This window comes from Azospirillum sp. UFLA03-27 (genome assembly GCF_059803775.1).
Genome location: NZ_JAUQTX010000070.1, coordinates 1 through 14,878 on the forward strand (window position 1 = coordinate 1; position 14,878 = coordinate 14,878).

The following is a 14,878-nucleotide window of genomic DNA, read 5'->3' on the forward strand; positions in this document are numbered from 1 at the left end:
CCCTCGACGTTGCCGCCCTGCTCCACCGCCAGATCGATCAGCACCGAGCCCGGCTTCATCGACGCCACATGCTCGCGTGTCACCAGGATCGGCGCCTTGCGCCCGGGGATCAGCGCCGTGGTGATGACGATGTCCTGCTTCTTGATGTGCTCGGCCACCAGCGCCGCCTGCTGGCGCTTGTAGTCGTCCGACATCTCCTTGGCGTAGCCGCCCGACGTCTCGGCCTGTTTGAACTCCTCGTTCTCGACCGCGACGAAGCTGCCGCCAAGGCTCTGCACCTGCTCCTTGACCGCCGGGCGCACGTCGGTCGCCGAGACGATGGCGCCCAGCCGCTTGGCCGTGGCGATGGCCTGCAGCCCGGCGACGCCGACGCCCATGATGAAGGCGCGGGCCGGCGGCACCGTGCCCGCCGCGGTCATCATCATCGGATAGGCCCGGCCATACTCGCTGGCGGCATCGACCACCGCCTTGTAGCCGGCGAGGTTGGCCTGGGAGGACAGCACGTCCATGACCTGGGCGCGGGTGATGCGCGGCATGAACTCCATGGCGAAGGCGTTCACCCCGGCCGCGGCGTAGGCCGCCACGTGGTCGCGGCTGTTGTAGGGGTTGAGGATGGCGAACAGCAGCGCGCCGCGCTTGATCAGCGCCAGCTCGTCGAGGTCCCCTTCCCCGGACAGCAGCGGGCGCTGCACCTTCAGCACGATGTCGGCGTCGGCCAGCGCCGACGCGGCGTCCGGCGCGATCTCCGCGCCGGCGTCCTGATAGACCCGGTCCGGCAGGTTCGAGCCCAGACCGGCCCCGGTCTCGACCACGACGTCGAGACCGAGACCTTTGATCTTCTTGACGGTTTCCGGAGACGCCGCGACGCGATTCTCGCCCGCGCGCCGCTCCCTGGGTATGGCGATTTTCATGGTTGTTGATTGCCTCCCAAAGCAATCGGCAGGACGAGGCGTCAGCGCTCCGGCCTCGACGGCGGGCGGCCTCGGCGGGCGGCCCGCCGGTCAAAATCTCGAATGATGTCGGTGCCGGCCAGCGACGAGGCGTGGTCCGGCGTCAGGCCTGCAGGGCGGCGGAGCGGTCACCCGGGATGGATGCGGGTGACCGCCTCCGGATCACCGCCGCCGACATGGGAAGGTTGCCCCGGGCACGACCGCCTGGGGCACCGTCGTCCGTCATTGAGCCGCGGCGACGGGATAGCTGACGACCTCGCCCGCCCCGGCGTCCGGCGGGGCGGCGTCGAGTTGCGCCTTGATGAGATCGCGCACGCTGACCACGCCGACCAGCGAGGCGCCGTCCAGAACGGGGACGTGACGAATGGTATGCTCGTCCATCAGCTGGAGCACGTGGCGGACGGAATCGCCCGGCGCGCAGCAGACGGGATGGTGGCTCATCACCGCCGTGACCGGCAGGGACAGGATGCCCGGCCCGCGGTCGGTCAGGCTGCGCACGATGTCGCGTTCGGAAATCACCCCGACGACCGTGTTGCCCTCGGTCCGGCAGACGTCCTTGACCACCAGCGCGCCGGTGTTTTCGGCCTTCAGAAGACGCAACGCCGTTTCCACGGTTTCGTTGATGCGCACCGTGCCGATGCGCGTCCCCTTCCGGCGGAGAATGTCTTCAACCCTCATGACGCTCCTCCTGTGAAGCGATTGTCCGGCCCCTCGGCGTTGCTTCGCTGCGTCGTTGGGGGCGTTGGTTTCTGTGTGCGGGGCCGGACGGTGTCCGCCCTACTGGGCGGCGACCGCGGGTGCGGCCTCGGACGACGCCCGCTGCGGGCGGGTGTAGCAGTCGGCGATCTCGCCGCGCTGGCGGACGAGGGCCAGGACCACGTCGATGGTCGGGGTCGCCACGCCGACCATGCGGCCCATCTCCTGGACTACCGACAGCAGGGCGTCGATCTCCATCGGACGGCCGCGCTCCAGATCCTGGAGCATGGAGGTCTTGTGCGCGCCGACCGCGCCGGCGCCGTTGATGCGGCGCTCCACATCCACCCGGAAATGCACGCCCAGACGGTCGCCGATCTCCTTGGCCTCAAGCATCATCGCCTTGGCGACGGCGCGGGTTTCCGGATCGGAGCAGATGACGTCCAGCGTGGCGTGGGTGAGCGCGCTGATCGGGTTGAAGCAGAGGTTGCCCCACAGCTTCAGCCAGATCTCATCGCGGATGCGGTCGAGCACCGGGGCGCGCAGGCCGCCGGCCTCCATCGCCGCGCTGAGCTTCTTCACGCGGTCGGACTGGCTGCCGTCCGGCTCGCCCAGCGAGAACTTGTCGCCGTAGATGTGCTGAATGACGCCGGGTTCGACGACTTCGGTCGCGGGGTAGACGACGCAGCCGATGGCGCGCTCCGGGCTCAGGCCGTTCCACTGGATGCCGCCCGGATCGACAGTGTCGAGCACACGGCCTTCGAACTCGCCGCCGTTCTTGTAGAAGTACCAGTAGGGGATGCCGTTGACCGCGGTGACCACGGCGGTGTCCTTGCCGAGCAGCGGCTGGATGGCGTTGACGACGCTGGGAACGGAGTGGGCCTTCAGACCAATGATGACGTAGTCCTGCGGGCCGAGTTCCGCCGCGTTGTCGGTGCAGCGGGGGTGGACGACCGTTTCTTCCTCTCCGACGATCAGCTTCACGCCGTTCTCACGCATGGCCGTGAGGTGGGCGCCGCGCGCCACGAGGCTGACATCCGCGCCGGCCTGGTGGAGACGCACACCCAGATACCCGCCGATGGCCCCGGACCCAAAGATGCAGATCTTCATAACCCGTTTCCTCTCCCCCAATTATCGGCCACGCGCCGCGCAGCCTTTGCAGTAACCCCAATCAATCAGCACACCGAACAAATACGGAGTTTGGTATACCAGATACCAGATGTCAACTGGCAAAATAGACCCTGTCGAGGGAGGGGCATGATCCGGAATCGGGCGAGAATCCTGGGTTTTCCAACGAAAGTTCGAGCATGGAAAACCGGACGCCCGGCCCGTCCGGACGCCCGGTTCGCGGGTCCATCCGGCGCGTGGGATCAGGTGAGCGGCAGGACGAGTTGGAACGCCTTAACCGTCATGCGCTTGCGGTGATAGAAGCGGTGCGCGTCGCCGCGCTGGACGCCGGAGATGATTTCCATCTGGGCGCAGCCCTTTTCGCGGGCCTGACCGGCCAGCCAATCGAACAGCTTGTCGCCCAGACCGAAGGAACGGTGCTTCGGCGAGGTGACGAGGTCCTCAACATACATATAGCGACCGCGCGACAGCGTCTCGTGAACGCGGAAGCCGCCGCAGCCAGCCACCTCGCCGTCGATGCGCAGGAGCGCCATGTTGTAGCCGTCCTCCATCTGGCGGCGGATCTGGGCGGCGTAGGCGACGGGGTCGGTCATGTGGGTGCGCAGTTCCTTCACCACCGCATAGCTGTCGGCGATGTCTGCGTCGGTCTTCGCCAGAGTGATCTCGATGGTGTGCTGGTCGGCAGCGTTCTGTTCGGCGATCCGCTGGTCCATCGTGCGTAACTCCCGTTTTTTTGTGTGTTCGAGGGACTCTATTCGTCTCTCTGGTATTTGGTATACCAGATAATCCGTGCAGGAAGCAACCGACCTTATGGTGCAGCTGCGCAAAGTCCCTCGAAATCACCCGGGCTTCGTCGTCCGAGCCCCGGTCAGGCGCGCATCAGGGCCTGGAGATGGGCGGCGCACCCTTCGGCGAGCCCCACCATGTCGTAGCCGCCCTCCAGCACCGTCACGACGCGGCCGTCGCACAACCGGTCCGCCGCCTCCACCAGCTTGCGCGTCGCCCATTCGAAATCCGGGCCGGTGAAGTTCAGCGACGCCAGCGGGTCGCGGGCGTGGGCGTCGAATCCGGCGGAGATCAGGATCAACTCCGGCTGGAACTCCTCCAGCGCAGGGAGAATGCGGCGCTCCATCGCTTGGCGGAACTCCACCGTCCCGGAGTGGGGCGGCAGCGGTGCGTTGACGATGTTGTCGGCGACTCCGGTCTCGCTTATCGCGCCGGTGCCGGGATAGAGCGGCGACTGGTGGGTTGAGGCGAAGAACAGGTCGGCGTCGTCCCAGAACATCGCCTGGGTGCCGTTGCCGTGGTGCACGTCGTAGTCGACTACGGCCACACGGGTCAGACCGCGCCGCTTGCGGGCGTGCTCGGCACCGACCGCCACATTGTTGAAGACGCAGAAGCCCATGGCGCGGGCCGGCTCGGCGTGGTGGCCGCAGGGGCGGACCGCGCAGAAGGCGTTCTTCGCCGTCCCGTCCAGCACCGCGTCCACCGCCGCGCAGACCGCGCCGGCGGCCCGCAGGATCGCCGAGCGTGAGGTGGGGGACAGCACGGTGTCGGCGTCCAGCCGGGCATGGCCGCTGTCCGGGACTGCGTTCAGCACCGCGTCCACATAGGCCGGGTCGTGCACCCAGCGCAGCTGCTCGACCTCCGCCTCCGGGGCCTCGAAGCGGGGCAGATCGCGGAACTCGTCGCGGTCCAGAACCTCCCACACCACGGCGATTCGCTCGGGACGCTCCGGGTGCCCCGGGCCGGTGTCGTGCGCCAGGAAGTCCGGATGGGTGAAAATGGCGGTGGTCATCGAGTCTTCTCCTCCCCTGTACCGATGATTTGAAGCTGGTCGCTCGCGCGACGGCACGGAAGCGGAATGTCATCCCGAGTCGACGCGCGCTCTTGCCTTACATGTATACCAGATACCAGAACGGGCCAAATCGCTTTGCTAACCAACCGTCAGCACCACCACCGTCCAAGCGTAAGAACCCCCATTCAGACAAAGGCTATTAACGCTTCCGGAAGTGGTAGAGCGGCCCTCGCACGCCGAGTCTGTTTGTTACGCTGACAAACAGCTTGCGCCGGAAACTGTATCTGGCATACCATATCTCTAATGCCAAAAACGCTCACCCCGCGAGCTTAAACCGCCCACACCAAGCGGTCGGTTCGACGGTCAAGCCAAGGCGATGGAGACGACCCGGCACACCACGGGAAAATCTCCGGTCAAAAGAACAAAAACAACCCGACTCAAAAAAGCAAAAGACCGCTTCGCAAAGAGATCGCTTCTAGGAGGAGAGAAATGCACCAAGCCCTCACGGAGGCCCCGAAGGGGCCCCTCGGTGGCCGCTGGTTCCAGCTCGTCATCGGCGTCATCTGCATGTCGATGATCGCGAACCTGCAGTATGGCTGGACTCTGTTCGTCGAGCCCATCGACCAGAAGCATGGCTGGGGCCGTGCGGCCATCCAGGTGGCCTTCACCATCTTCGTCGTCATGGAAACCTGGCTGGTTCCCGTCGAAGGCTGGTTCGTCGACAAGTTCGGCCCGCGCATCGTCGTCCTGATCGGCGGCGTGTTCTGCGCCGCGGCCTGGGCGGTCAATTCGGTGGCCGACTCGCTCGCCATGCTCTATCTCGGCGCGGCGCTGGGCGGCATCGGCGCCGGTGGCGTCTACGGCACCTGCGTCGGCAACGCACTGAAGTGGTTCCCCGACCGCCGCGGCCTCGCCGCCGGCCTGACCGCCGCCGGGTTCGGCGCCGGCTCGGCCCTCACGGTTGTTCCCATCGCCAACATGATTCACTCCTCGGGCTATGAAGCCACCTTCATGACCTTCGGCATCGGCCAGGGCGCGGTGATCCTCGCGCTGGCATGGTTCCTGGCGTCGCCGAAGAAGGGGCAGGTTCCGGAGGTCTCCCGGTCGTCGGTCTCGCAGACCCGTGAGAGCTACACCCCGGTCCAGATGCTGAAGACTCCCGTCTTCTGGGTCATGTACGCCATGTTCGTGATGGTGGCAGCGGGCGGCCTGATGGCGACCGCGCAGCTCGGCCCGATCGCCAAGGACTTCCACCTGGACGGCGTGCCGGTCAGCATCATGGGCCTGACCCTGCCGGCACTGACCTTCGCCCTGTCGATCGACCGCGTGCTGAACGGCGTCACCCGCCCCTTCTTCGGCTGGGTGTCGGACCACATCGGCCGCGAGAACACGATGTTCATCGCCTTCGCCCTGGAGTGCGTCGGCATCCTGGCGCTGAACCAGTGGGGCCACAACCCCGTCGCCTTCGTGATCCTGACGGGTCTGGTGTTCTTCGCCTGGGGTGAGATCTACAGCCTGTTCCCGGCGCTGTGCGGCGACTCCTTCGGCTCGAAGTTCGCCACCACCAACGCCGGCCTGCTGTACACCGCCAAGGGCACCGCGTCGCTGGTCGTTCCCTTCGCCAACGTGGCGGTCGCCTCGACCGGCAGCTGGCAGGCGGTGTTCTTCTTCGCCGCTGCGGTCAACGGCATCGCCGCCCTGCTGGCCATTTTCGTCCTGAAGCCGATGCGCGCCCGCCAGATCACCGAGAGCCTGCCGGCCTCGAAGCTGGCGGCGGAGCCGGCCCAGTAAGGCAACGGACGCACCATCAGCACCCGAACGCAATCGGGCCGGGAAATTTCCCGGCCCGATTTGCTTTTGGGGAAAAGCTTTGTGGGAAAAAAAGTCAGAGCCCGCGCGGGAACGATGCCCAGGACGGGCCCCCCTCGATCTCTTCCTGCTTCTCGTGCGCCTTCTTGACCCAGCGCAGATGGCCGGGCGACCAGGGATCGCGGGCCGGCATGCCGGCGGTGGCGACCTCGGCGGTCAGAATCCGCGCCACAACAATGGCGAAGCCCGACAGCAGCATGGACAGAAGAACGATGGCGAGCATGCTTTGATTCCCGGATGAGCCGCACGCGGAGTCAGGCGTGCCTGATTCCGCAATGCAGCATACATAGGCCGTTCGGCCAGGGGAATCGAGTCCGCCACCCAAAGCGCGGCGCTTCGCCGCGCTACAGCATCTCCAGCGGGCGCGGCCCACGGGGCGGCGGGAAGGCCCGGTCGAGGTCCGCGAGATCCTGCTCGTCGAGCCGCAGGTCGGCGGCGGCCCGGTTGTCGCGGACATGGGCAAGGTCCGACGCCTTGGGGATGGCGATCACCCCATCCTGGCGCAGCAGCCAGGCCAGCCCGACCTGGGCCGGGGTCGCGCCGTGCCGGTCAGCGACGCGGCGAAGCTCCGGATGGCGCAGCATCCGCCCCTGCTCGATCGGCGAATAGGACATGATCGGGATGCCCCGGCCGCGGCACCAGGGCTGCAGGTCGTATTCGATGCCGCGGCGCGTCACGTTGTAGAGAAGCTGGTTGGTCTGCACCCCCTTCCCGCCCGGCGTGCCGACCAGTTCCTCCATGTCCTGGAGATCCAGATTGCTGACGCCCCATTGGCCGATCTTGCCGTCGCGCATCATCGTGTCGAAGGCCTCGATGGTTTCGGAGAAATCGTGGCTGCCGCGCCAGTGCAGCAGGTAGAGGTCGATGCGGTCGGTGCGCAGACGCTTCAGGCTGCGTTCGCAGGCCGCGACTGTACCGCGGCGGCTGGCGTTCATCGGCAGCACCTTGCTGACCAGGAACACCTCGTCGCGGCGCCCGGCGATGGCCTCGCCGACCACCTCCTCCGCCCCGCCGTCGGCGTACATCTCCGCCGTGTCGATCAGCGTCATGCCGAGGTCGAGGCCGAGCCGCAGCGCCGCCGCCTCCCGCGCGCGGTCGCGGCTGTCCTCGCCCATGTACCAAGTGCCCTGACCGAGCACCGGAACGGCGGTTCCCGAAGGAAGGCGTGTCGTCGGAATGGTCATGGATGTCTCCCGTTCCCTTGGCCCCGTCGAAGGGCGTGAAGAACGTTAGTCCACGGAGCCACCCCAGGAAACCGCCCCTTGGCGCTATTTCGACGGGCGGGAGAAGCCGGCGACCACGTCTCGGCGAAGGGATCACCTGCAGCCAGCAAAGGCGCCGGACAAATGACGCCTGAAACGACAAAAGCTCAGCCAAGGGCTGAGCTTTCGAAACCGGTGCCAACCTGTGAGAAGGTGGCGTCCCCAAGGGGATTCGAACCCCTGTCGCCGCCGTGAAAGGGCGGTGTCCTAGGCCTCTAGACGATGGGGACGTCGTTGGCGTGGCGGGATTACTAATGGGATGACGGGCCGAGCGCAAGCGTTTTTTCCAACTCCTTTCTACCCCGTTCGCGTATGCCCCCCATGCACCATCTCCACGCCGAATTTGTTTGCATTCACATGGTTTGGGAGGGTGCGGCGTCGTCGATCAAAAGCTGGACTCCCTCCGCCCCGTTCCAGCGGTCGATACGCAGGACACCGGCGATGTGGAAGGGCGTTCCGCGGCCCATCAGCAGGGCTTTTCCCATCTCGCTCTCCAGCGCGCGGAAGGCGATGGCCTTCAGCCGGGCGCCGTCGCTGCCCTGGAAAATGCAGCGGACGTGATTCGCCCCGACCACGTCGGCCCGCACCACGCGGGCGTCGGTGACGGCGAAGCGCGGCTCCGCATTGCCGGTGCCGAACGGGCCGAGCTGGTTCAGGCGGTCCACCAGCGACGTGTTCGCCGCTCCAACGGACAGCGCGCCGTCCAGTTCCAGCGTCGGCACCAGTGGGGCCGCGGCGACCTGCTCGGCGACGCGGCCGGTCAGGAAGGCCTGCAGGTCGGCCAGCTTGTCGCCCGCCACGGTGAAGCCGGCCGCCATGCGGTGGCCGCCGCCGGCCATCAGCAGCCCTTCCTGCCGCGCGGCGATCACCGCCGCCCCGAGATCGACCCCGCGCACCGAACGGCCCGAAGCCTTGCCGATCACCGTGCCGTCCGCCCCCTCCTCCAGGGCGATAACGCAGGCAGGACGGCTGTAGCGCTCCTTCAGGCGGCTGGCGACGATGCCGATCACGCCGGGGTGCCAGCCCTCCCCCGCCACGAAGACCAGCTCGGCCAGTTCCTCGGCATGCTCCTCCAGCCGGGCCAGGGCGTCGGCGAGCACGCCCTGCTCCACCGCGCGGCGCTCGGCGTTGTGAGCCTCCAGCTTCTGGGCCAGTTCCATGGCCTCCATGGGGTCGTCGGTGGAGAGCAGCCGCGCCCCGAGGTCCGAGGCGCCGACCCGCCCACCCGCGTTGACCCGCGGGCCGAGCACGAAGCCGGCGTGGTAGGCGTCCGGCTTCTCCTTGACCCCGGCGACGTCGGACAGGGCGGACAGGCCTGGGTTGGCGCGCCGCGCCATCACCTTCAGCCCCTGCGCCACCAGCGCCCGGTTCAGCCCAGTCAGGGGCACCACGTCGCACACCGTGCCCAGCGCCACGAGGTCGAGCCATTCCATCAGGTTCGGCTCGTTGCGGCCCGCGTAGAATCCGGCGCTGCGCAGCGCCCGGTTCACCGCCACCACGGCCAGGAAGGTCACCCCCGCCGCGCACAGCGTGCGGTAGGCGCCGTCCTCGTCCAGCCGGTTCGGGTTGACCAGGGCGACGGCCGGCGGCAGGCGCGGTTCCGCCGCGTGATGGTCGAGGACCACCACCTCCAGCCCGGCCTTCGCCGCCGCCTCCAGCGCCGCGAAGGCGGAGATCCCGCAATCCACCGTCACGACCAGCCGTACGCCCTCAGCCTTGAGCCGCAGCAGCGCCGGGCCGTTGGGGCCGTAGCCCTCCTTCATGCGGTCGGGCACATAGATCCGCAGGTCCGCCCCCACCGCCCGGAAGAAGCGCCGCAGCAGCGCGGAGGAGGTGGCACCATCCACGTCGTAGTCGCCAAAGACGGCCACCGGCTCGCCGTCCATGACAGCGCGGGCGATGCGCTCCGCCGCGACGTCCATGTCCTTGAAGCGGGAGGGGTCGGGCAGCAGCGCCTTCAGCGTCGGGTTCAGGAAGCCGTCGCACGCCTCTTCGGTCACCCCGCGGGCGGCGAGCACCCGCCCGACGATCTCTGGCAGCCCCCGCCCCTGCGCCAGCCCCCAGGCCAGCCGCTCGTCGTAGGGCCGCGCCTGCCAGCGCTTGCCGGACAGGGAATGGGCGACGTTCAGGAAGGGGGGAAAAGTGTTGGTCATGCTGCCCAGGATGCCACGGATCGGAAAGGCCGAAGCCATAGCAGATGGGGGACATGCGGGCCAGCGGATGGGCCCCATCGGTGGCGTTGGGGTCGTCGCGTCTGTACGCAAAGGTGGCAAGCGGCCTTGCCGCACTGCAACTTGAGGCAGGTCATTGCGGGTGGAGAGGCGTCCTGCTCCACTGCGGTCAACACCACGCGGAGGAGGGAACCATGATCACCACGGCGATCTTTCCGGCCCGCTACGTCCAGGGCAACGGCGCCCTCGACAGCCTGGGCGAGGATCTGGCCCGGCTGGGCAAGACGGTTTTGGCCGTCACCGACAGTTTCGTCCTGAAGACGCTGAAAGGCCGGCTGGTCGAGGCCGCCGCCGGGCGCGTCGAGATGAACATCCAGGAATTCCGCGGCGAGTGCTCCGACGAGGAGATCGAGCGGCTGACCGGCCTCGCCCGCGCCATGGGCGCTGACGTCGTGGTCGGCATCGGCGGCGGCAAGGCGCTCGACACCGCCAAGGCGGTCGCCCACGCGCTGGACGCGCGCACCGCCATCGTCCCGACGCTCGCCTCCACCGACGCGCCGTGCAGCGCCCTCTCGGTGATCTACACGCCGGAGGGGGCTTTCAAGCGCTACCTCGTGCTGCCGCGCAACCCCGACCTCGTGCTGGTCGACACCGGCGTGGTGGCGAGCGCCCCGGTGCGCTTCCTCGTCTCCGGCATGGGCGACGCCCTGTCGACTTGGTTCGAGGCGGAGGACTGCCGCATCAAGCGCGGCGGCAACATGACCGGGCGCGTCGGCCCGATGACCGCCTTCGCGCTGGCCCGGCTGTGCTACGACACGCTGCTGGAGTATGGCGTGCTCGCCAAATCGGCCTGCGAGCAGGGCGTGGTCACCCCGGCGCTGGAGCGCATCGTCGAGGCCAACACGCTGCTGAGCGGTCTGGGCTTCGAGAGCGGCGGGTTGGCGGCGGCCCACGCCGTCCACAACGGCCTGACCGCGCTGGAGGAAACGCACCATTACTGGCACGGCGAGAAGGTCGCCTTCGGCACGCTGACGCTGCTGATCCTGACCGACCGGCCGCCCGCGGTGCTGGACGAGGTCTACGGCTTCTGCAAGGCGGTGGGGTTGCCGACGACGCTGGCCGAGATCGGCCTTGCCGGCGTGTCGGACGAGCGGCTCCTGCTGGCGGCGGAGCGGGCCTGCGCCGAGGGCGAGACCATCCACAACGAGCCGCACGAGATCACCCCGCAGCGCGTCCTGGCCGCCATGAAGGCCGCCGACGCCGAGGGACGGCGGCGGAAGGGCCTGTAATCTCCGAAAAAGGAAATCTCAGAAAAAGAAAGGGGCGCGCGGCGGATGGCCGCGCGCCCCCCTTTTTCCTTAGGCAGCCTTACGCCATGGACGGCTTGCGCTGCAGGTTGTGGTGCGCCTCAACGTAGCGCACGGTGCCCGACTTGGAGCGCATGATCACCGAGTGGGTGGTCGCACCGCCGGGGAAGCGGCGGACGCCGCGCAGCATGGCGCCGTCGGTCACGCCGGTCGCGGCGAACATGACGTTGCCGCTGGCCAGCTCGGTCAGGCTGTACTTCTTGTTCAGGTCCTTGACACCCCAACGGGCGGCGCGGGCCTTCTCGTCGTCGTTGCGGAACAGCAGACGGCCCTGGAACTGACCGCCGATGCAGCGCAGCGCCGCCGCGGCCAGAACGCCTTCCGGCGCGCCGCCGGAGCCGACATACATGTCGACGCCGGTGCCGACCTGGCTGGTGGCGATCACGCCCGAGACGTCGCCGTCGTTGATCAGCATGATGCGCGCGCCGGCCTCGCGGACGCGGGCAATCAGCTCGGCGTGGCGCGGACGGTTGAGGATGCAGACCAGCAGTTCCTGCACCTCGGTGCCCTTGGCCTTGGCCAGGGCCTTGAGGTTGTTGGCCGGTGTCTCGTCGAGATCGACCACGCCTTCCGGCAGGCCGGAGCCGACGGCGATCTTGTCCATGTAGACGTCGGGCGCGTTCAGGAAGCCGCCCTCGTCCGCCATGGCGATGACGGCCAGCGAGTTCGGGCCGCCGGTGGCGCAGATGGTGGTGCCTTCCAGCGGGTCGAGCGCGATGTCGACCTTCGGCCCGCGGCCGATGCCGGCGCCGACCTTCTCGCCGATGTAAAGCATGGGCGCCTCGTCGCGCTCGCCCTCGCCGATCACGACGGTGCCGTCGATGTAGAGGGTGTTGAGCGCTTGGCGCATGGCGTCGACCGCGGCCTGGTCGGCAAGCTTCTCGTCACCGCGGCCCATCAGCAGCGACGCGGACAGCGCGGCGGCCTCGGTGACGCGGACGGCTTCCAAAGCCAGGTTCCGGTCCATACCGGACAGGTCGACATGAACGGACATGGTGTTCTCCCCCGAATCGATGCTCGGTTCTTCTATGGTTCGGTCAAAACTGTTCGATGCGGATCATGCGCGGCGGCTCGACCACCGACTCCTTGGCGGAGATGGTAGCAAGCGCGCGCTGCATGGCCGCCTCGTCGGTGTCGTGGGTGGTCAGGACCACCGGCACCGCTTCGCCGGGGGCGCGCCCGCGCTGCAGGAACTGCTCCATGGAGACATTCTGGTCGCGCATGGCCGCCGCAACATCCGCTATCACGCCGGGACGGTCCACGACCATCAGGCGTACGTAGTACGACCCCCGGCGGGCCTCCATCGGGGACGGCTGGGCCTCGGAAAGCTGGGCCGCCGGCACGCCGAAGGTGGGGGTGGAGCGCCCGCGGGCGATGTCGATCAGGTCGGCCACCACCGCCGAGGCCGTCGGCCCCTCGCCGGCGCCGCGGCCGACGAACAGCACGCGGTCCACGAAGTCGCCCTGGGCGATCACGGCGTTGAACACGCCGTCCACCGCCGCGATGGGCGCCGCCTTCGGCACCATGCAGGGGTGCACGCGCTGCTCGATCCCGCGGTCGGTGCGCCGGGCGATGCCCAGCAGCTTGATCCGGTAGCCAAGCGCGTCGGCGTAGTCGAAGTCCACCGCCGAGACGTGGCGGATGCCCTCGACATGGACGCTCTTGAAGTCCACCGGCGTGCCGAAGGCCACCGAGGTCAGGATGGCCAGCTTGTGGGCCGCGTCCACGCCGTCGATGTCGAAGCTCGGGTCGGCTTCCGCATAGCCCAGCTTCTGCGCGTCGGCCAGCACGTCCGCGAAGTCGCGGCCGGTGGTGCGCATCTCGGTCAGGATGTAGTTGCAGGTGCCGTTGAGGATGCCGTGCACCTCCGACACCCGGTTGCCCGCCAGCCCTTCGCGCAGCCCCTTGATGATCGGGATGCCGCCGGCCACCGCCGCCTCGAAGCCGATGGCGAGGCCGGCGGCCTCCGCCTTGGCCGCCAGCGTGGTGCCGTGATGGGCGAGCAGCGCCTTGTTGGCGGTGACGACGTGGCGCCCCCGCTCCAGCGCCAGCTCGACGGTCTCCTTCGCCGGCCCCTCGGACCCGCCGATCAGTTCGACCACCACATCCACGCCGGGATGGGCGGCGAGCGCCACCGGGTCGTCATACCATTCGGCCGTCGACAGGTCGACGCCGCGGTCCTTGCCGCGCGAGCGGGCGCTGACCGCCACCACCTCGATGCGGCGACCGCAGCGCTGCTCGATCAGGTCGGCCTGCCGCTCCAGAAGCTTCAGAACGCCCGCGCCGACCGTGCCCAGGCCCGCGACGGCGATTTTCAGGGGGCCTGTTTTGTGGGAGTCGGACATCAGACTTTCGCTTTCTCCGGGTCGAGGAGGGCGGCGCGCGCCGCCGGATCCTTGCTCGCCGCCGCACCGGCGGCGTTGGAGCGGAAGAACTCCTTGATGTTGCGGGTCGCCTGACGGATGCGGTGGACGTTCTCCACCAGCGCCAGACGGACATGGCCGTCGCCGTACTCGCCGAAGCCGATGCCCGGCGCCACGGCCACCTTGGCCTCCTGCAGCAGCAGCTTGGAGAATTCCAGCGAGCCGAGATGGGCGAAGGGCTCCGGGATGGGCGCCCAGGCGAACATCGAGGCCGACGGGCTCGGCACCGTCCAGCCGGCCGAGGCCAGACCTTCGATCATCACGTCGCGGCGCTGGCGGTACATGGTGCGCACCTGCTCCACGCACTCCTGCGGGCCGTTCAGCGCGGCGGTCGCGGCGACCTGGATCGGCGTGAAGGCGCCGTAGTCCAGGTACGACTTGATGCGGGCCAGCGCGGTGATGAGCTTCTTGTTGCCGGTGGCGAAGCCGATGCGCCAGCCAGCCATCGAATAGGTCTTTGACATCGAGGTGAACTCGACGGCCACCTCGCGCGCCTCCGGGATCTCAAGGATCGAGGGCGGCGGGTCACCGTCGAAGAAGACCTCGGCGTAGGCCAGATCCGACAGGATGTAGATGCCGTGCTTGCGGCAGAACTCGACGATCGGGCGGTAGAAGTCGAGCCCGACCACCTCCGCCGTCGGATTGGACGGGTAGTTCAGCACCAGCGCCAGCGGCTTCGGCACGCTGTGGCGCACGGCGCGCTCCAGCATGTTCATGAAGCTGTCGATGTCGGTGGAAGTGCCGTTGGCCTGCCCCACCGGCAGATGGCGCACCGAGGCGCCGGCCAGGATGAAGCCGAAGGGATGGATCGGGTAGCTGGGGTTCGGCACCAGGATGATGTCGCCCGGGCTGGTGATCGCCTGGGCGAGGTTGGCCAAGCCTTCCTTCGAGCCGATGGTGACGATGCACTCCGACTCCGGATCGACGTCCACGTTGAAGCGGCGCTTGTAATAGGCCGCGTGCGCCTTGCGCAGACCGGGGATGCCGCGGGAGTTCGAGTAGCGGTGCGTCTTGGGATCGCGCACGGCCTCGATCAGCTTATCGACGATGTGCTGGGGCGTCGGCTGGTCCGGGTTGCCCATGCCGAGGTCGATGATGTCCTCGCCGGCAGCTCGGGCTCGCGCCTTCATAGCGTTCACTTCGGCGAAGACGTAGGGCGGAAGCCGCTTGATCCGGTGGAATTCTGAATCGCTCATGGACGCTCCGAAGCCTTGTCC

General features: G+C 68.1%; 13 protein-coding genes and 1 tRNA gene. 2 read left to right on the forward strand and 12 right to left on the reverse strand.

Features of this window, described 5'->3' with window-relative positions:
• From Q4I23_RS12985 to Q4I23_RS13005, 5 genes are all read right to left on the reverse strand, one after another.
• A partial coding sequence (locus tag Q4I23_RS12985) for an NAD(P) transhydrogenase subunit alpha (RefSeq protein WP_498526494.1) occupies nt 1-911 on the reverse strand: 911 nt, incomplete at its 3' end.
• Nucleotides 912-1,172: 261 nt separating this feature from the next.
• Nucleotides 1,173-1,628, reverse strand: a complete 456-nt coding sequence (locus tag Q4I23_RS12990; protein ID WP_014240276.1) for a CBS domain-containing protein — start codon at nt 1,626-1,628, stop codon at nt 1,173-1,175.
• Between the two features lie 99 nt (nt 1,629-1,727).
• The gene (locus Q4I23_RS12995) at nt 1,728-2,753 is read right to left on the reverse strand and encodes a 2-dehydropantoate 2-reductase (RefSeq protein ID WP_137114415.1); all 1,026 of its coding nucleotides are present in this window, start codon (nt 2,751-2,753) and stop codon (nt 1,728-1,730) included.
• 260 nt (nt 2,754-3,013) lie between these two features.
• Nucleotides 3,014-3,484, reverse strand: a complete 471-nt coding sequence (locus tag Q4I23_RS13000) for a GNAT family N-acetyltransferase (RefSeq protein WP_498526495.1) — start codon at nt 3,482-3,484, stop codon at nt 3,014-3,016.
• A 155-nt stretch (nt 3,485-3,639) separates the two neighbouring features.
• Nucleotides 3,640-4,569 carry a histone deacetylase family protein gene (locus tag Q4I23_RS13005; protein ID WP_498526496.1) on the reverse strand — a complete coding sequence of 310 codons (930 nt, stop codon included), beginning with the start codon at nt 4,567-4,569 and terminating at the stop codon, nt 3,640-3,642.
• Nucleotides 4,570-5,058: 489 nt separating this feature from the next.
• Between Q4I23_RS13005 and oxlT the strand changes: the two genes are divergently transcribed.
• Complete coding sequence (oxlT, locus tag Q4I23_RS13010) at nt 5,059-6,360, forward strand: oxalate/formate MFS antiporter (protein WP_109070202.1); 1,302 nt, start codon at nt 5,059-5,061, stop codon at nt 6,358-6,360.
• Between the two features lie 94 nt (nt 6,361-6,454).
• On the opposite strand, the gene Q4I23_RS13015 is transcribed toward oxlT, so the two are convergent.
• From Q4I23_RS13015 to recJ, 4 genes are all read right to left on the reverse strand, one after another.
• Nucleotides 6,455-6,661 carry a hypothetical protein gene (locus Q4I23_RS13015; RefSeq protein ID WP_498526497.1) on the reverse strand — a complete coding sequence of 69 codons (207 nt, stop codon included), beginning with the start codon at nt 6,659-6,661 and terminating at the stop codon, nt 6,455-6,457.
• Between the two features lie 121 nt (nt 6,662-6,782).
• The gene (locus Q4I23_RS13020) at nt 6,783-7,622 is read right to left on the reverse strand and encodes an aldo/keto reductase (RefSeq protein ID WP_498526498.1); all 840 of its coding nucleotides are present in this window, start codon (nt 7,620-7,622) and stop codon (nt 6,783-6,785) included.
• Nucleotides 7,623-7,854: 232 nt separating this feature from the next.
• A tRNA-Glu gene (locus tag Q4I23_RS13025) sits at nt 7,855-7,930 on the reverse strand.
• Nucleotides 7,931-8,053: 123 nt separating this feature from the next.
• Nucleotides 8,054-9,853, reverse strand: a complete 1,800-nt coding sequence (recJ, locus tag Q4I23_RS13030; RefSeq protein ID WP_498526499.1) for a single-stranded-DNA-specific exonuclease RecJ — start codon at nt 9,851-9,853, stop codon at nt 8,054-8,056.
• A gap of 212 nt (nt 9,854-10,065) precedes the next feature.
• Between recJ and Q4I23_RS13035 the strand changes: the two genes are divergently transcribed.
• Nucleotides 10,066-11,160, forward strand: a complete 1,095-nt coding sequence (locus tag Q4I23_RS13035; protein WP_498526500.1) for a glycerol dehydrogenase — start codon at nt 10,066-10,068, stop codon at nt 11,158-11,160.
• A gap of 79 nt (nt 11,161-11,239) precedes the next feature.
• Here Q4I23_RS13035 and glpX read toward each other — a convergent pair whose 3' ends face one another.
• Genes glpX through Q4I23_RS13050 form a run of 3 tightly spaced genes read right to left on the reverse strand, consistent with a single transcriptional unit; the run spans nt 11,240 to nt 14,857 of the window.
• Entirely contained in the window at nt 11,240-12,232 is a 993-nt protein-coding gene (gene glpX / locus Q4I23_RS13040) for a class II fructose-bisphosphatase (protein ID WP_172428683.1), read from the reverse strand.
• A 43-nt stretch (nt 12,233-12,275) separates the two neighbouring features.
• Complete coding sequence (locus Q4I23_RS13045; protein ID WP_454018259.1) at nt 12,276-13,583, reverse strand: homoserine dehydrogenase; 1,308 nt, start codon at nt 13,581-13,583, stop codon at nt 12,276-12,278.
• Complete coding sequence (locus tag Q4I23_RS13050; RefSeq protein ID WP_035673297.1) at nt 13,583-14,857, reverse strand: LL-diaminopimelate aminotransferase; 1,275 nt, start codon at nt 14,855-14,857, stop codon at nt 13,583-13,585. The genes Q4I23_RS13045 and Q4I23_RS13050 overlap by 1 nt, the downstream gene beginning before the upstream one ends.
• Nucleotides 14,858-14,878 lie beyond the last annotated feature (21 nt).